Origin of the sequence: Serratia aquatilis, assembly GCF_044865145.1 — a bacterium.
Classification (GTDB): Bacteria; Pseudomonadota; Gammaproteobacteria; order Enterobacterales; family Enterobacteriaceae; genus Chania; species Chania aquatilis.
This window is the reverse complement of the sequence record NZ_CP173186.1, coordinates 2,010,335-2,027,341: the sequence shown is the minus strand read 5'-3', so window position 1 is coordinate 2,027,341 and position 17,007 is coordinate 2,010,335. Positions and strand designations below refer to the sequence as shown.

Annotated in this window: 13 protein-coding genes; 8 read left to right on the top strand and 5 right to left on the bottom strand. The window is 49.9% G+C overall.

The window, feature by feature from the left end; genetic code table 11:
* Positions 1 to 235: 235 nt before the first annotated feature.
* Positions 236 to 1,426 carry a mannonate dehydratase gene (gene uxuA, locus SAQUA_RS09025; protein WP_380672754.1) on the bottom strand — a complete coding sequence of 397 codons (1,191 nt, stop codon included), beginning with the start codon at positions 1,424 to 1,426 and terminating at the stop codon, positions 236 to 238.
* A gap of 350 nt (positions 1,427 to 1,776) precedes the next feature.
* Between uxuA and SAQUA_RS09020 the strand changes: the two genes are divergently transcribed.
* Positions 1,777 to 3,258 carry a mannitol dehydrogenase family protein gene (locus tag SAQUA_RS09020; protein ID WP_380672752.1) on the top strand — a complete coding sequence of 494 codons (1,482 nt, stop codon included), beginning with the start codon at positions 1,777 to 1,779 and terminating at the stop codon, positions 3,256 to 3,258.
* A gap of 44 nt (positions 3,259 to 3,302) precedes the next feature.
* Here the strand turns inward: SAQUA_RS09020 and SAQUA_RS09015 are convergent, their stop codons facing one another.
* Positions 3,303 to 3,611: a type 1 fimbrial protein gene (locus SAQUA_RS09015; RefSeq protein ID WP_380672750.1), complete on the bottom strand. Its 309-nt coding sequence runs from the start codon at positions 3,609 to 3,611 to the stop codon at positions 3,303 to 3,305.
* 315 nt (positions 3,612 to 3,926) lie between these two features.
* Between SAQUA_RS09015 and SAQUA_RS09010 the strand changes: the two genes are divergently transcribed.
* From SAQUA_RS09010 to yejF, 7 genes are all read left to right on the top strand, one after another.
* Complete coding sequence (locus tag SAQUA_RS09010) at positions 3,927 to 4,901, top strand: CobW family GTP-binding protein (RefSeq protein WP_380672748.1); 975 nt, start codon at positions 3,927 to 3,929, stop codon at positions 4,899 to 4,901.
* 558 nt (positions 4,902 to 5,459) lie between these two features.
* Positions 5,460 to 6,035, top strand: a complete 576-nt coding sequence (gene mepS / locus SAQUA_RS09005; protein WP_380672746.1) for a bifunctional murein DD-endopeptidase/murein LD-carboxypeptidase — start codon at positions 5,460 to 5,462, stop codon at positions 6,033 to 6,035.
* Positions 6,036 to 6,320: 285 nt separating this feature from the next.
* Positions 6,321 to 7,910, top strand: a complete 1,590-nt coding sequence (locus tag SAQUA_RS09000; RefSeq protein WP_380672744.1) for a cyclic di-GMP phosphodiesterase — start codon at positions 6,321 to 6,323, stop codon at positions 7,908 to 7,910.
* 210 nt (positions 7,911 to 8,120) lie between these two features.
* On the top strand, positions 8,121 to 9,929 hold the full coding sequence (locus SAQUA_RS08995) for an extracellular solute-binding protein (protein ID WP_380672742.1): 1,809 nt from the start codon (positions 8,121 to 8,123) through the stop codon (positions 9,927 to 9,929).
* Between the two features lie 10 nt (positions 9,930 to 9,939).
* Positions 9,940 to 11,034 carry a microcin C ABC transporter permease YejB gene (locus SAQUA_RS08990; protein WP_380672740.1) on the top strand — a complete coding sequence of 365 codons (1,095 nt, stop codon included), beginning with the start codon at positions 9,940 to 9,942 and terminating at the stop codon, positions 11,032 to 11,034.
* Complete coding sequence (locus SAQUA_RS08985) at positions 11,031 to 12,056, top strand: ABC transporter permease (RefSeq protein WP_380672738.1); 1,026 nt, start codon at positions 11,031 to 11,033, stop codon at positions 12,054 to 12,056. Before SAQUA_RS08990 ends, SAQUA_RS08985 begins: the two co-directional genes overlap by 4 nt.
* Position 12,057: 1 nt before the next feature.
* A complete protein-coding gene (gene yejF, locus SAQUA_RS08980; RefSeq protein WP_380672736.1) occupies positions 12,058 to 13,662 on the top strand; it encodes a microcin C ABC transporter ATP-binding protein YejF in 1,605 nt (534 codons plus the stop codon).
* 9 nt (positions 13,663 to 13,671) lie between these two features.
* Here the strand turns inward: yejF and SAQUA_RS08975 are convergent, their stop codons facing one another.
* The 3 genes from SAQUA_RS08975 to rsuA form a co-directional block, all read right to left on the bottom strand.
* Positions 13,672 to 14,016 (bottom strand): YejG family protein, encoded by a 345-nt coding sequence (locus tag SAQUA_RS08975; RefSeq protein ID WP_380672734.1) that lies wholly within the window; start codon positions 14,014 to 14,016, stop codon positions 13,672 to 13,674.
* A 722-nt stretch (positions 14,017 to 14,738) separates the two neighbouring features.
* A complete protein-coding gene (locus SAQUA_RS08970; RefSeq protein ID WP_380672732.1) occupies positions 14,739 to 15,935 on the bottom strand; it encodes a Bcr/CflA family multidrug efflux MFS transporter in 1,197 nt (398 codons plus the stop codon).
* A gap of 30 nt (positions 15,936 to 15,965) precedes the next feature.
* Positions 15,966 to 16,679: a 16S rRNA pseudouridine(516) synthase RsuA gene (gene rsuA / locus SAQUA_RS08965; protein ID WP_380672730.1), complete on the bottom strand. Its 714-nt coding sequence runs from the start codon at positions 16,677 to 16,679 to the stop codon at positions 15,966 to 15,968.
* Positions 16,680 to 17,007: the final 328 nt, after the last annotated feature.

Here is a 17,007-nt window from a genome sequence, read left to right as displayed (position 1 = left end):
GTCGCAGACCCAAAAGCCCGTCATCAAGGCGGAGGGTGAAGGGCAGAGTGGTTCTCTGTTCAAACCCGACAACACCGAGGACAGGCTTTTGGGGCGCGCCCCACAGGGCTGGGGCCATTTGGGCGCATTGCGGCGTTGTTCGCCGCTTATTTGGTCCACCAAACCTCGCGGCTCATGCCTTGCCCTGCGCGAAAATGACCGCCAGCGGCGCTCGCGTGCGGTTAAGGGACACAGCCTAGATAAGCTCTGGGAAAAAACGTTTTTTAAGCGCCAGCTCCACCCCACGGATCTCCGCCAACCCTTTTAAACGCCCGATAGCCGAATACCCTGGATTGGTTTTTTTCTTCAGATCGTCAAGCATCTGGTGACCATGATCCGGCCGCATCGGGATCGCCCGCTTATCCCCGGCCTTATTGCGGCGCTGTTCTTCAGCCAGGATAGCTTCAATTACGGCTACCATATCAACGTCACCTTGCAAGTGTGCCCCTTCGTGGAAAGTCTTCGGGTTCTGTTCACGGCAAGTTGCACGCAAGTGGGTAAAGTGAATACGGTCGCCAAAGGTTTCAATCATCTTGACAAGATCGTTATCAGCCCGAACACCGTATGAACCAGTGCACATGGTGAAACCATTATGAATGCTGTCGACCGTTGCTTTCAGCCACTGCATGTCTTCAATGGTAGAAACAATGCGTGGCAGCCCGAGAATGGGGCGCGGAGGATCATCAGGATGTACCGCAAGACGCACGCCTACCTCTTCAGCTACGGGCACAATTGCACGCAGGAAAACCGCCATATTTTCACGCAATTGAGCTTTATCAATATGGTCATATTCTGCCAGACGAGCGCGGAATTGATCGAGCGTATAGCCCTCTTCTGCCCCCGGTAAACCGGCAATAATATTACCCGTCAGTTTGGCAATATCAGCCGCAGTCATAGCATCAAAATAGGCTTTAGCCTGGCGCTGTTCGTCTTCGGTGTAATCTTTTTCTGCACCAACACGCTGCAGAATGTGCAGATCAAACGCAGCAAACGCAATCTGGTCGAAGCGCAACGCTTTTGAACCATCCGGTAATTGATACTCCAGATCGGTACGCGTCCAATCGAGGATTGGCATAAAGTTGTAGCACACGGTGTCAATGCCACAGGCTGCCAGGTTCCGTATCGATTGCTGATAGTTGGCGATATAACGTTGGTAGTTTCCGCTCTGAGTCTTGATCTCCTCATGCACTGGAATGCTTTCAACCACTGACCACACCAACCCTTTCTCAGCCAACAGCTCCTGCCGAGCCTTGATCTCTTCAATCGGCCAGACATCCCCATTGGGAATATGATGCAATGCAGTTACCACGCCAGTCGCCCCTGCCTGACGCACGTCATCCAGCGAAACCGGATCATTCGGCCCGTACCAACGCCATGTTTGTTCCATTATTTATCCTTGTATAAAGTCGTTCAGTTATCAGAGATGGTGTACCAGTATTGAAGTAGATCGCAAAATAAGAGCAATCTTGTTATACCACATTGAGATAGATATCATTCACCTTTAACCTTACTCTTTAGCTGAATGCTGTCAAAACAGAAAAGTCGACGGGTTGATCCAACGCACGCTTCTGGCTTATTTTAGACTAACGACTTTATTCATTTTTCTAGCGCTGTTTAATTGGCGATAGATAAAAAACTCGGAAATCGGTGCACCTGAGATAGCCTGCAGGTGACCAACTGGTCTGATAGCTTTCAGCAAGCTGCAGACCGCTCTTTTTTCTTATCATGGAGCCATTGATGAAGACTATCGCCAATTCACCGCTGCCCGCAGAGACGCAGCAGCCACAGTACGACCGCCGCAGCCTTCGCAGTCGGCTTGTCCATTTGGGATTTGGTGCCTTCCATCGGGCACATCAGGCGCTGCTGACTGACCGCGTACTCAACCGCAAAGGAGGCGACTGGGGGATCTGCGAAATCAGCCTGTTTGGCAGCGATAAACTATTCCAGACACTACGTGCACAGGATCATCTTTATACGGTGTTGGAAAAGGGCGCAGCAGGTAATCAGGCTATCGTGGTGGGTGCCGTTTGCGAAAGCGTTCACCGCAAGCTTGAAGGCATTGATGCCGTACTGGAGAAACTGGCCGAACCGCAGGTGGCGATCGTTTCAATGACCATTACGGAAAAAGGGTATTGCATTGAACCCGGCAGTGGTCAGCTAGACCTGCAACATGACGCGATTAAAGCGGATCTGGCCAATCCGACTCAACCCACAACGGTACCAGGGATCCTGGTTGAAGCCTTGCATCGCCGGCGCCAGCGCAATCTACCAGCCTTCAGCGTACTTTGCTGCGATAATATTCCTGAGAACGGCCATGTGGTTCGTAACGCGGTTACCGGGCTGGCCAAAGCACGCGACCAGGAGTTGGCTCAATGGATCGGCGAAAATGTCACCTTCCCGTGTACGATGGTTGATCGCATTGTTCCGGCAGCAACACCGGAAACGTTGGATGAGATTGCAGCCGCGCTGGGCGGAGTCCGTGATGAATGTGCTATTGCCTGTGAACCCTTTATACAATGGGTAGTGGAAGATAACTTTATTGCTGGCCGCCCGGATTGGGAGGTTGCAGGCGTACAACTGGTGGACAATGTTTTGCCATTCGAACTGATGAAGTTGCGCATGCTCAATGGCAGCCACTCATTCCTGGCTTATCTGGGCTATCTTGCTGGTTACGACCATATCAATGACTGCATGGCGGACGAAGATTATCGCCGTGCCGCCTATCACCTGATGCTGCAGGAACAAGCGCCGACACTGCAGGTTAAAAATATCGATCTGGCCGTTTACGCCGGGCAGTTAATTGAACGTTTCAGCAATCCGGCGCTGCAGCACCGTACCTGGCAGATCGCTATGGATGGCTCTCAGAAATTGCCGCAGCGTATGTTGGACTCTATCCGCTGGCATCTGCAATATGGCGGAAGCTATGCAGGATTGGCGTTGGGTGTTGCGGGCTGGATGCGCTATGTCAGCGGTTTTGATGATAACAAACAACCGATTGATATCCGCGATCCTATGCTGAAAACACTACAACAGGCCGTCAGCAACTCACGGGACGATGAACAGCGTGTCACGGCACTGCTGGCGGTGAAAAGTATTTTTGGCGACAAGTTGCCGGAAGATAAAGAGTTTGTGGCTGCGGTAACGCACGCCTACCTATCGTTGCGCGATCATGGTGCTCGAAAAACGGTTAAAACGTGGGTTGCGACGCAAATGAGTTGATGGAAAAACCGCCATGCCGGTATTACCCGGCATGGCTAAGTGACTTAACGATACACGACTGTCATTATTGCAAGCTTATGCTCTTGGCTCACCCACTTCATTTCCGTTGTACCTATATTTAGCGGGAGTTCCTTACTACGTGCATCATAGCTTCCCAGGTTCTGTGTCCCTTTGTAATTTTGTCCATTACGATAACATTGTGTATTGGCGGTTGAATTGACAACATCTACCAGACAAGGGCCTTCAACAATGGCACCAACAAAGTTTATAACTCCACCTGTGGTACCCGCTTGACTTGCTGCCATCCATGAAAGTAACGCTCCTGCGATCAAAAATAACCGTAAGCTTTTCATGGCAACCTCACTTGTGTTAAGCCGCCTTAATAATAGAGGATTTTTTTTAGGATTTATCGTATTGAAAGCATATTTTTGTGGCAGTTCGGGGAAATTAATGAACCTAAAAACAAAGTTATAGGCAAATTCGATATCTTTACTCTCTGATTTTAATTAAGAATTATCTCATTGCAACGAATGGAAAGAGTGTTAGAAAGCGTAAGAATTTAATTCAGAATTTGTGACGCTAATCATAATTAGTTAACTACGTATTTAACGAAAAAAATAATGGTAATCTATTAATCCACTGAAAACATTCACAATGGAAATAATTAAATGACTAAAACCAACCTGATCACTGGTTTTCTTGGCAGTGGCAAAACGACCACCATCCGCCATCTGCTGGCTAATAAGCCACAAAACGAGCGCTGGGCTGTTTTGGTCAACGAGTTTGGTGAAATCGGCATCGATGGCGCTCTGCTGGCCGATAGTGGTGCGGTGCTTAAAGAAATCCCTGGTGGCTGTATGTGCTGTGTTAATGGCCTGCCAATGCAGGTGGGTCTGAATATGTTGCTGCAGCAGGCAAAACCTGACCGGCTATTGATCGAACCAACCGGTTTAGGGCACCCCAAGCAGATCCTGGCACTGCTGTCACAAGAAACCTATGGCGGATGGATCGAGCTTCTGGCTACGATTTGCCTGCTTGATGCTCGCCAACTCAGTGAACCCCGCTACCGCGAAAATGAAAACTTCCGCGACCAACTTGCCGCAGCGGATATCATCATCGCCAACAAAATGGATACCTGGCAGCCACATGATGTTCAAGCCTTGGAAGAATGGCAGGCACAGAATGGACACCAGCGGCCACTTCACAGAATCGAACACGGGCGTATGGAGAGTAAATTATTAGATCTGCCGCGAACAAACTACGCAGAATTACCGGACGCCCATCATCACCACGCTCAAAGCAAAACACAAGGATTGGCAGCATTACGTTTGCCTGAAAACGCTCGCTGGCGCAGAGCATTGAATCAAGGTCAGGGATTTGTCAGCTGCGGTTGGATTTTTGATAACGATACGCTGTTTGACACTATTGGCATGATGGAGTGGATCAGACTGGCACCCGTAGATCGAGCGAAGGCCGTCGTACGCATTGCCGAAGGCAGTTTATTGATTAACCGCCAAGGACAAGATCTCAATATTGAAACACGCCCCACAGCCCCGTTGGATAGTCGTATTGAGCTGATACACGGCGGTGAGGCGGATTGGAACGCTCTGCAATCAGCCCTGTTTAAGATCCGCTTAGGTTAACCGGTTCAACCGTTTTTAAGCTACTCAGATACAAAACTACCCCAAACTCCCTTCCCCGGGCTCAATCTTGATGGGTATTTTGCTGATTCTTTGAATGGCATTTACCCACCATTGCCGCGAATAGTCTATGGCAACCCCTGGGAATTTTCGCTAGTCGCAGTACGCCATTACCACTTTAACACCAGGATATATGCACTCTGTCATAAGATCGTCACAGCCATGATTTATGCTGTAAATACCTTATATTCATTAATTAACGCAGAGCCAACATAACGGCTAAACGTCGTTTTTTATATCAATACTTACATTATGTTACATCAAAAAAACATATGAAAAATGCCAAAAAAACTCGCAATCACGCTTTCATTACGGTAGTCTCTGATGCGTTTGTGCTTGGTTTAGGTTGATTCAGCGCCCAATTCAGGAAATTTGTGTGTTCCTGCACATTTTCAACGGTAACTGATTGTCCTTGCTGCCAGTGCAGATTAGTCTCGTTTCGTTTGGTACTTTTCAGATAGCGACTTTTGTCGTTAAGGACTTCAAGGGAAAACAATTACAATGGTCAAATCTCAACCTTTTATGAGATATTTCTTGCGGGTATTACCTGCAATTGCAGCAGCGGTTATGCTCTCCGCCTGCAGCTCGATGAATACTTCGAAGTTAGATGACTCACAAACTGAGATGCATGCAGTTAATGACAAAAACAGTCTTTTACTGCAAGCCTCTCAGGATGAATTCGAAGCCATGGTGCGTAATGTTGACATCAAGTCAAAGATTATGGACCAGTACGCTGGTTGGAAAGGCGTGCGCTACCGTTTAGGCGGTGATACCAAGCGTGGTATCGACTGCTCAGGGTTTGTGCAGTTGACTTTCCGTGAACAGTTCGGAATGAACTTGCCGCGCTCAAGTTATGAGCAAGAAGACATGGGCAAGAAAATCCCACGAGCCAAACTTCGTCCCGGCGATATCGTATCGTTCCGTGCAGGCTCTACCGGCCGTCACGTAGGCATCTACTTAGGCAACGACAAGTTCGTTCATGCCTCTACCAGTAGTGGTGTTACCATTTCCAACCTTACAGATAACTATTGGGATAAACGTTATCGCGAAGGTCGCCGGTTACTTGGCAGAAGCTAACGGCAGCATCTGAATACCAAACAAACGAGACGAAAACGCTGCCGTAGTGCAGCGTTTTTCATTTCGACTTATTGCTGAGGTTTGCGCATTCCCTTTTCACCTCTTAGATTGTAACGAGGATGAGAGTTGCAAATTGTCCATGCTATGAGGTTAATTTTAACCAAGCCTTACCCAAAACCAATCGACCTGAATGCTATCTGGGTCTGTTTGCTGGCCCAATGACTCATGTAATATCAGTGAGGTGGGTTAAGAAATAATCGTACGCCGTGCTCAGGAGAGTAAGCGATGGGCCTAAAGAGAGCATTCGCACGCCATGCCTCATACAGACGGCGTAACCTGACTAAAAGCAGTCTTGCAGCCCTATCTTTCTTTGTTATATTCACCGCTGTTACGCTATTTCTGATTAATAACCAACGCTCCCAATATCACCTTAAGATCGAAACCCGCACGCATGACTTTACGGTTGACTACCTCGATAATCTGAAAAACGTCATGCTGCAGATAATGCCGCTTACCAATAAATCCTGTTCAGCAGCCTTTGCCGATCTGACATACCAGGCGGCTTTCACCAGCGGTGTTCGTACCTATATTCTGGTCAATGAGGGTATTGCCTATTGTTCCTCTGCCACCGGCAGTATGGGACTGGAGGTCACCAGTCTTTATCCTGAGATTAACTGGAGTAAACCACTGGATATGAAGTTGCAGCAAGGTACGCCAATGGTACCAAATAAGCCTGTGGTAGCCGTGTGGTTACGCCAACCGGGCCAGAGCAATACGGGCGTATTGGCAACGTTGGATCTCAGCCTGACACCCTATCTATTGCTCGCCTCGCATCAAAATGATGCTTCAGAGATGGCCATCGTGATGGGCAAACAGGCTGCGACGACGTTCAGTACCAATCTGATACCGCTGGAAAAACTACCCAAAAACCATACCCGCCGACTGACCATTCCCAACTATCCGCTAGAAATTATCTTTTACCATAAGAAGTTGACTGCGGATGATGTGCGCTTAACCCTGTTAGCGAGCTTGGTGCTGTCCCTAATGGTGGGGGCGCTGTCATACTATATCCTGATGCTGCGCCAAAGCCCTGAACGAGCTCTGATCAGGGGGCTCAAGCAGAATGAGTTCTTCGTTGAGTATCAACCCGTGTTTCATATCGCAGGCAACTCAATTGCCGGTGTGGAGGCGCTGATCCGTTGGCAACATCCCATTGAAGGGCGTATTCCGCCCGATCTGTTTATCCCGTATGCCGAAAGTGAAGGGTTGATCGTGCCACTGACCCGCTATCTATTCGATATGATCGTGGCGGAGATCCCGCAATTAGTGCAAGCATTACCGCGAGGTAGCAAGCTGAGTATCAATCTCTCTCCCTCGCACCTCAATACGCCTTCATTTCATGACGATGTCACCCATTTGCTGGCAAGGTTACCGCCAGACCATTTTATCTTGGTCTTCGAAATCACCGAGCGCGGCATGGTGGAGGAACAGAATGCGGTTGAGGAGTTTGACTGGCTGCGCCGCCAAGGCATTCGAATCGCTGTTGATGATTTCGGTACCGGTCATAGCGCATTAATTTATCTGCAACGCTTTACCCTAGATTATTTGAAGATCGACCAAGGTTTTGTCAACTCGATTGGCCAGGAAACTGTGACTGCGCCGGTCCTGGATGCCGTTATTTCGCTGGCAAAAAGGCTGAAGATGCAGACTATTGCCGAAGGGGTAGAAACGGTTGAACAGATAAACTTTCTGCAAGAGCGCGACGTTAACTTTATGCAGGGCTATTATTTGAGTAAACCACTCGGCATTGAAGCATTAGTCGCATTTTGCCAAGCTAATTGCATCTTTGAGCATCCTATGCCAGTTAAGACCTGATCTTTAAACTTCTTTACCCTGAAAACTGGCTTGAAATGGTATGCTGTCGGCCGGATTAATAGACTATCCCCAAGTTACGTCAAGGTGCAGATAGGCAGCGACTGAGCGGAAAATCTGCCGGGAGCTTGGTAAACCAAGTAACTGGTGTGAAGGCAGCCCTCCAGCAGCTTGAAAGACGACGGGTATACACAGCAGGAGCTTACCGTAGAGATGTCTGTGCGCATTTTTGCTGCCTTGGTGCTTTCGGCACTTAGTTTTAGCTTACAGGCCGAAACCCTGAATGAAAGTTACGCTTTCGCCACCCTCGGTGAACCAAAATATTCCACCGACTTCAGCCATTTTGACTATGTTAACCCCGCAGCCCCAAAGGGGGGAGATATTCGGCTGGCAGCTATAGGCACCTACGATAATTTTAACCGTTTCGCCTCACGCGGCGTGCCAGGGGAGAGAACCGGGGAACTGTACGATACGCTGTTTACCACCTCAGACGATGAACCTTCAAGTTATTATCCGTTGATTGCCGAATCAGCGCGTTATCCGGCAGATATGCGCTGGATGGAACTGGATATAAATCCCCGCGCTCGTTTTCATGATGGCAGCCCGATTACTGCAGCAGATGTGGCCTTTACCTTCAACAAATTCATGACGGAAGGCGTACCGCAATTTCGTTCTATCTACAAAGGCGTCAAAGTCAAAGCCATTTCTCGTCTGACCGTTCGTATTGAACTCCCTGAGCCGGACAAAGATCGGTTGCTAGGTATTTTCAGCCTGCCGATCATGCCTGAAAGTTTCTGGAAAGATCACAAACTGAATGAGCCTCTGAACGTACCGCCTCTTGGTAGTGGGCCGTACAAGGTGGGCAGCTACCGTTTGGGTCAGTTCATTACCTATGAGCGCGTACGCGACTATTGGGCTGCCAATCTGCCCGTCAATCGTGGGCGCTATAATTTCGATAGCTTACGTTATGATTATTACCTGGATGACAAGGTGGCACTCGAGGCTTTCAAAGCCGGAGCCTATGACTTTCGTCCAGAGGGCTCGCCAAAAAGCTGGGCCACGCAGTATCAGGGGGGTAACTTTGCCCGTGGCTACATCATCAAGCAGGATGAAACCAATCAGGCTGCGCAAAATACCCGTTGGTTAGCGTTCAATACCCAGCGTCCAATCTTTGCCGATCGCCGGGTCCGGCAGGCCATTACACTGGCATTTGATTTCGACTGGATGAATAAAGCGCTGTATTACGATGCCTATCAACGGACCAACAGCTATTTTCAGAATACCACGTATGCGGCCAGCGGTTATCCCGATGCCGCTGAGCTTGCCTGGCTAGCCCCGTTGAAAGGTAAAGTGCCGGAAGAAGTATTTACTTCGATTTACCAGCCCCCCACCTCTGACGGCAGTGGTAACGATCGTGAAAACCTGTTGAAAGCCACCGAACTGCTGCGGCAGGCCGGTTGGGAAGTGAAAGATCAGCGTTTGATCAACAGCAAGACCGGTAAACCCTTTACCTTCGAGCTGATGCTGCTGAGCGGTAGCAATTTTCAATATGTCCTGCCGTTCCAGCACAACCTGAAGCGGTTGGGTATTGATATGGAAATCCGCGAGATCGACGCCAGCCAATTCACGCGCCGTTTACGCAAACGTGACTTCGACATGATGCCCACGGTGTATATGGCCATGCCTTTCCCCAACTCTTCACTGCAGACCCGTTGGGATTCAGACTATATCGACTCCAGTTGGAATACCCCCGGCGTTAGCGATCCCGCAGTAGATACGCTGGTACGGCAAATCATGAAACATCAGGGTGATGAGAAGGCCTTACTTTCTCTCGGCCGGGCACTGGATCGGGTACTAACCTGGAACAGCTATATGCTGCCAATGTGGTATTCCAACCACGATCGCTACGCCTATTGGGATAAATTCTCTTCACCAGCGGTTCGCCCAACCTATTCCATCGGGTTCGATAACTGGTGGTATGACGTCAATAAGGCGTCTCGCTTGCCTGCGCAACGGCAATAAGGAGTCGCCGGTGGCCGCTTATCTGATACGCAGATTATTACTCGTGATCCCCACACTTTGGGCGATTATCACTATCAATTTTTTCATTGTACAAGTCGCACCCGGTGGCCCGGTGGATCAGGCGATTGCCACCATTGAACTGGGGCAAACCAGCGGCTTTGCTGGCGGAGGCGCTGGTGATGGCCTTGGGCATGCTAAAGTTGGCGTAGGCAGTGTAGGGGAAGGCCAATATCGGGGATCGCGTGGGTTGGATCCCGAGGTGATTGCGGAGATCACCAAACGTTATGGCTTCGACAAACCCTTACACGAGCGCTATTTCACCATGCTGTGGAACTACGTCCGCTTCGACTTTGGTGAAAGCCTGTTTCGTGGTGCTTCAGTGATGCATCTTGTCGGCCAGAGTTTGCCGGTCTCCATTACCCTTGGCTTGTGGAGCACACTGATTATTTACCTGGTGTCGATACCTCTGGGTATCCGCAAGGCGGTGCATAATGGTACCGCCTTTGATACCTGGAGCAGTACGCTGATCATTGTCGGTTATGCCATACCTGCCTTTCTGTTTGCCATTTTGTTAATCGTGCTGTTTGCCGGTGGCAGCTATCTTGATTGGTTCCCGCTGCGCGGGCTGGTTTCCAGTAATTTCGATACTCTGACCTGGTATGGCAAGATCGTCGATTATCTGTGGCATATCACCCTGCCGGTTCTGGCAACGGTGATCGGCGGGTTCGCTACGCTGACCATGTTAACCAAAAACTCGTTCCTGGATGAAATCCGCAAGCAGTATGTGGTTACCGCCCGAGCCAAAGGGCTGGACGAGAAGAAGATTCTTTATCGTCACGTCTTCCGTAACGCTATGTTGCTGGTGATTGCCGGTTTCCCGGCGACTTTTATCAGCATGTTTTTCACCGGTTCCTTGTTGATCGAGGTGATGTTTTCGTTAAATGGCCTTGGGTTGCTTGGCTATGACGCAACCTTGCAGCGAGACTATCCGGTGATGTTCGGTACCTTGTATATATTTACCCTGATCGGCCTGTTGCTGAATATCGTCAGTGATATCACCTATACCCTGGTCGATCCGCGCATTGATTTCGAGGCACGTCAATGAGCCGCTTAAGCCCTATCAATCAGGCCCGCTGGGCACGTTTTCGCAGCAACCGCCGTGGTTACTGGTCACTGTGGATTTTTTTAGTCGCCTTCATTCTCAGCCTGGCCGCCGACCTGATCGCCAACGATAAACCGTTGCTGGTTCGCTATGAAGGCCGCCTGTATGTACCTTTTATGGTCGACTACAGCGAAACCACTTTTGGTGGTGAACTGAATACCACCACCGATTTTCAGGATCCCTTTGTATTGAAGCAAATAGAACGCCACGGCTGGGCAATTTGGGCCCCGATACGCTTCAGTTACAACACCATCAACTTTGCCACCAAAGTCCCCTTCCCCTCACCACCCTCGCGGCAAAATCTTCTGGGAACAGACAGCAATGGTAGCGATGTCCTGGCAAGAGTGCTGTATGGATTCCGTATTTCGATGCTTTTCGGGCTGGCATTAACGCTGTTTTCCAGCGTGATTGGTATCTGTGCAGGAGCAACGCAGGGTTATTACGGCGGAAGGTTCGATCTGTGGGGCCAGCGTTTCATTGAAGTATGGTCTGGCATGCCAACGCTGTTCCTGATCATCTTGCTTTCCAGCATTGTGCAGCCCAATTTCTGGTGGCTGTTGGCAATCACCATCCTGTTTGGCTGGATGAGTTTGGTGGGGGTGGTACGCGCTGAATTCCTGCGCACCCGCAATTACGATTACATTCGTGCAGCCCGGGCGATGGGCGTACCGGACACGGTGATTATGTATCGCCATATGTTGCCCAACGCCATGGTGGCTACGCTGACGTTCCTGCCATTCATTCTGTGTGGGTCAATTACTACACTCACCTCGCTCGATTTTCTCGGTTTTGGTTTGCCAATAGGTTCGCCATCATTAGGTGAACTGCTGTTACAGGGCAAAAATAACCTACAAGCACCGTGGCTGGGGATCACCGCCTTTTTGGTGCTGGCGGTGTTGCTCTCATTGCTAATCTTTATCGGCGAAGCAGTACGCGACGCCTTCGACCCAAGCAAGGCACATTGATATGACCACTCCTCTGCTCGCTATTAAAGATCTCAGCATTGCTTTCCGTCAGGGAGATGCCTTGAATCAAGTAGTTAATGGCATTTCGCTAGAGGTTGAGCAAGGTGAAACGTTGGCTCTGGTGGGCGAATCTGGTTCGGGTAAAAGCGTCACCGCCCTTTCCGTGCTACGGTTGTTACCCTCCCCGCCAGTGGTTTACCCTGGTGGTGATATTCTGTTTAACGGTCAGTCTCTTCTGCATGCACCTGAAGCCGAACTGCGCAAAGTGCGTGGTAATCAGGTCTCCATGATTTTCCAGGAACCGATGGTGTCACTCAATCCGCTACACACCATTGAGAAACAGCTGGCCGAGGTCTTAATGCTGCACAGGGGCATGAACCTCGAAAATGCCCGTGCTGAAATCATTCAGTGCCTGGATCGCGTAGGGATCCGTAACGCCAAAGGGCGACTTAAAGATTATCCGCATCAGCTATCCGGCGGCGAACGTCAGCGTGTGATGATTGCCATGGCGGTACTTACCCGGCCCAAACTGTTGATTGCCGACGAACCTACAACCGCGCTCGACGTCACTATTCAGGCTCAAATCCTGGTGCTGCTGAAAGAGTTAAAGCAGGAGTTGGGGATGGGGTTGCTGTTTATCACACATAACCTGAATATTGTGCGCCGTTTGGCCGATAACGTGACGGTTATGCGACAAGGCCTGAGTGTGGAACAAAACAGCCGTGCGGGCCTTTTCAGTGCGCCGCAACACGCCTATACCCAGCAACTGCTAGCGGCAGAGAATATGGGTGAACCACTACCGTTACCCGCCAATAAGGGGCCGGAAGAAGTAGTTCCGTTGCTTAAAGTGGAAAATTTGCAGGTTAGCTTCCCCATCAAGCGCGGTCTGCTTAGGCGTATCGTCAATCAGAACTACGCGTTGAAGAACCTGAGTTTTGAGTTGCAGCCGGGGGAAAGCATAGGCCTAGTGGGTGAATCCGGCTCAGGCAAAAGCACCACCGGTTTGGCCTTGCTACGATTATTGAGTTCCAAGGGGGCTATCTGGTTTAACGGCCAACCCCTACATGAGTTTAATAATAAGCAAATGCTCCCTTACCGCAGCAGAATGCAGATTGTATTCCAGGATCCCTATTCTGCGCTGAACCCAAGGTTAAACGTACTGCAAATCATTGCTGAGGGCTTGGAGGTTCACCAGCAGCTAACCGCCGAACAACGTGAAGAAAGGGTGATTGCTGCTCTGGAGGAAGTGGGATTGGATCCTGCATTACGTCAACGCTATCCAACCGAGTTTTCTGGTGGGCAACGTCAGCGTATAGCCATTGCTCGCGCATTGATCCTGCAACCGCAACTGTTGATCCTCGATGAACCAACCTCATCGCTGGATAAATCAGTACAGGCGCAGATCCTGACGCTGCTGAAGTCTTTGCAGCAACGGCACCAGTTGGCTTATTTGTTCATCAGCCACGATCTTCAAGTAGTTCGTTCACTTTGCCATCAGGTGATTGTACTGCGCCAGGGGGAAGTCGTGGAACAGGGCAACTGCCAAACCATTTTCAATGCGCCTTCGGCAGCCTATACACAACAATTATTGCAGTTAGTTGATTAGCGTTGTAATTCAGAAGGGGTACCGCGCACTGAGCTTCTCGGCAATCGCCACGCCCATATTCTTTAAGCGGCAAATAGCCGCACTTTCATCTCTGTGGCTTACAAACAGGCAGGGTTCTCCCTCCCATTCAACCACAGCGCACTCAACCTGTATTTCCTGCAGGGAGAGGTTAAGCTGCTGCATCACTTGCCAGTCATCGTGCCCGTCATGGCTCAACAGCTTCAAGCCAATCAGATTGTTATCCTCGTCTATCCCGTTAAGCGGGATCGGTTCGACTCTGATCCCGGTAAAACCAGTTAGCCAACGATAACTTTGCGGTAATCGATGCACGACCGAAAGTTGGAAACTACCCACATTTAATCCCTAGTATGAAAAGATGAATTACTTTTTTAAATAATCCGCGTACTTCACAGTCAATAATGTTGATAATAAGTTAAATTATATACAATTTATTAACAATAAGTTTAAACTTGCCAGCATCGCCTTATTTTTATCCACCGTAGAATGTTTTCTTGCAGTGTTTTGCGATACAGCTCTCATTTTTTCGCTATATGTAACCCTTTCCGGCCTCCAACTCAACTCTTTTTTCTTGCAATGCAGTTACTTTACAAATGCCATATTTTTACAATTCGTATACATTCAACTCAATCAAGCACGTTGCAGAAAGAGGGTAACCATATAATAAATAATGCGTTATCAACTAATAGTACAGAGAAAAGCCAATGTTTTGGTGGTGTACATCGTTGGCTGCTTCAGTAATTTAACGGAGGGGGTTTTAACAAAAAAAGCACAGTTGGTTTGGCAAGCATTTAATGAGTGAAGGTAAATACGTGCTCGGTAACTCAATTGCTCGCCGTGCCGTCGTAGACAGTTAAGCACTCAGTCTGAAAGCTCAGCGTGCTGAGCTTTCAGACTGCTGACAAACCCCGTTATTAGGGAGAGCGTGCCGATGGGGTCGTAACGGCGTAAGCCGTCGGAGCGCCCCTCGGTGCGCTAGGCCCGGGTATCTCGGGTCAGAAGGCGACTTTGTCATCAACCTCAAAGCTCAGCGTGCTGAGCTTTCAGACTAGGCTGTATCAGGCAGGGTTGTGACGGGGACGGCTGGCATAGATGTAAAACGATACGGCAATAACACTGCACAGCGCCATTGACGAAACCATCGGCCACGCGCTCTTGCCTGGAGCCAGCGATAGTATCGCGCCGACCAGCGCACCTGTGCTGAAGCGCAGCGTCCCGGCCAACGAAGAAGCCGTTCCCGCCATATGCGGAAAGCCGTCCAGAATAATCGCCATAGCGTTGGATGAGATCATCGCAATACAACCCAGATAAACTGCAACCCCCAGCACCAGCGCCCAGAAACCCAACCCACTGGCACTGACAACCAATAACCACACGCTCATGGTTAACTGGACAAACAAGCCGAAGCGAAACATTTTTAGCGCGCCAACGCGGCGCACATTACGGCTGTTAACCAAGGTTGTCAGGAATAGAAATACAATATTGAGCGCAAAGTAGTAACCAAAATGCTGCGGCGAAACGTTGTTCAGTTCGATATAGACAAATGGCCCGGCACTAAGGAAAGAGAACATACCGGCAAAGGAAAAGGCACTGGCCAACATGTAGCTCAGCACGCGGCGGTGGCGGAACAGCGAACCGAAATTCCCCAACGTGGTACGCAGATGGAACTTTTGCCGCCGCTCCTTAGGTAGAGTCTCTTTGATAAAGAACGCTACCAGTACTGAGCCGAATAAAGCCGCAGCCGCCATGGTCCAGAAAATCGCATGCCAAGTGAACCATAACAGCAACGCGCCGCCGATCATTGGCGCGAGCAATGGTGCAATCGTCATCACCAGGATGACAAACGACATCATGCGCGAGAATTCATCTTTGGTGAACATGTCGCGCATCAGGGCGTTAATCACCACGCTGGCGGCAGCGGCAGCAAGACCATGCAGGAACCGCAAATTAATCAGTTGCTCAACCGACTGCGCCATCGCACAAGCTCCACCAGCGATGGCAAAAATCAGCGTGCCCCAGAGGATCACCGGCTTACGGCCAATACTGTCTGACATCGGCCCATAGAAGAGCTGACCAACGGCAAACCCCAGCATGTAAGCACTGAGCGTCATCTGCACGCGGCCTGACTCCACGCCAAACTCCTTGGCGATGATTGGCATACTGGGCAAATACATGTCGATCGCCAGTGGCATCAGCATAGAGAGCAAACCCAGGATGAAGATCAAGCCAAGGTGAGAGGTCCGGTTCTGTTGCACGTTCAACTACTCCTTAGTAAGCCGCAAAAATCAATCCTGCAGGTGTGGCGCACCCACGCTGGCAATTTCTTCTTCAGTCAGCGGGCGGTATTCTCCCGGAGCTAAATCATCATCCAGCGTAATAGCGCCTATACGTTCACGATGTAGTTCAATCACCCGATTACCCACAGCGGCAAACATACGTTTGACCTGATGATAGCGCCCTTCGCTAAGAGTCAGACGCACCAGCTTCTCTTCGATTTTTTCCAAACGGGCCGGTTTGGTCAGATCTTTTTCGTTATGCAGTTGCACGCCCTGCTCAAATTGCTCAGCCGTATCGGCCGCCACTGGATGTTCCAGCGTAACCAGATAGGTTTTCTCGCAGTGGTGTTTAGGTGATGTTATACGGTGCGACCACTGACCGTCATCGGTCATCAGCACCAGGCCGGTTGTATCAATATCCAGCCGTCCCGCCGCATGTAACTTGTAAGCCACGGGTTCATCAAGAAAATAAAGTACCGTTGGATGATCGGGATCGTCAGTGGAACACACATAGCCCTGCGGCTTATTAAGCATAAAGTAGCGGTGCCCAGCCAGTTGTGCCAGTACGTTGCCATCGAAGGTCACGACCTGTTCCGGTGCCAATTTAATCGCCCCGCTCTTTACCAACGCCCCGTCTACGGTGACACGTTTTGCACGGAGTTCACGTGCTACCAGCGCACGGCTGATGCCTAACTGTTGAGATAAAAACTTGTCCAGTCGCATTGGATCTGCTTTGCCTATCGTTGTTATGATCGCATTGATCGTGTTGCTGAATTATGAAGCCCTGCCCTTACACAAGGTGCAAGCAAACAGGTTCGGAGAGGATGACTCAGTATAATTCCGTGGGAAACAGCCTGGGCTGCGCCCTTTAATTGACCGCCAGCACTACTCACGCGCAATTAAGGGAAACTAGCAGGGCTAGTATAGCCGCGTAAACGCTAGCATAACAGGGGCAATCTCCAGCATCTCGCACCGCTTAGCGGCAGAAGGCATAATGGTAGAAATTTTGACGCCATCCGGGGAGCAGCATGACACGATTTAAGTGGAATAT

Coding starts and splice junctions, on each gene's coding strand:
- uxuA (WP_380672754.1), bottom strand. CDS start 1,426: ATGGAACAAACATGGCGTTGGTACGGGCCGAATGATCCGGTTTCGCTG.
- SAQUA_RS09020 (WP_380672752.1), top strand. CDS start 1,777: ATGAAGACTATCGCCAATTCACCGCTGCCCGCAGAGACGCAGCAGCCA.
- SAQUA_RS09015 (WP_380672750.1), bottom strand. CDS start 3,611: ATGAAAAGCTTACGGTTATTTTTGATCGCAGGAGCGTTACTTTCATGG.
- SAQUA_RS09010 (WP_380672748.1), top strand. CDS start 3,927: ATGACTAAAACCAACCTGATCACTGGTTTTCTTGGCAGTGGCAAAACG.
- mepS (WP_380672746.1), top strand. CDS start 5,460: ATGGTCAAATCTCAACCTTTTATGAGATATTTCTTGCGGGTATTACCT.
- SAQUA_RS09000 (WP_380672744.1), top strand. CDS start 6,321: ATGGGCCTAAAGAGAGCATTCGCACGCCATGCCTCATACAGACGGCGT.
- SAQUA_RS08995 (WP_380672742.1), top strand. CDS start 8,121: ATGTCTGTGCGCATTTTTGCTGCCTTGGTGCTTTCGGCACTTAGTTTT.
- SAQUA_RS08985 (WP_380672738.1), top strand. CDS start 11,031: ATGAGCCGCTTAAGCCCTATCAATCAGGCCCGCTGGGCACGTTTTCGC.
- yejF (WP_380672736.1), top strand. CDS start 12,058: ATGACCACTCCTCTGCTCGCTATTAAAGATCTCAGCATTGCTTTCCGT.
- rsuA (WP_380672730.1), bottom strand. CDS start 16,679: ATGCGACTGGACAAGTTTTTATCTCAACAGTTAGGCATCAGCCGTGCG.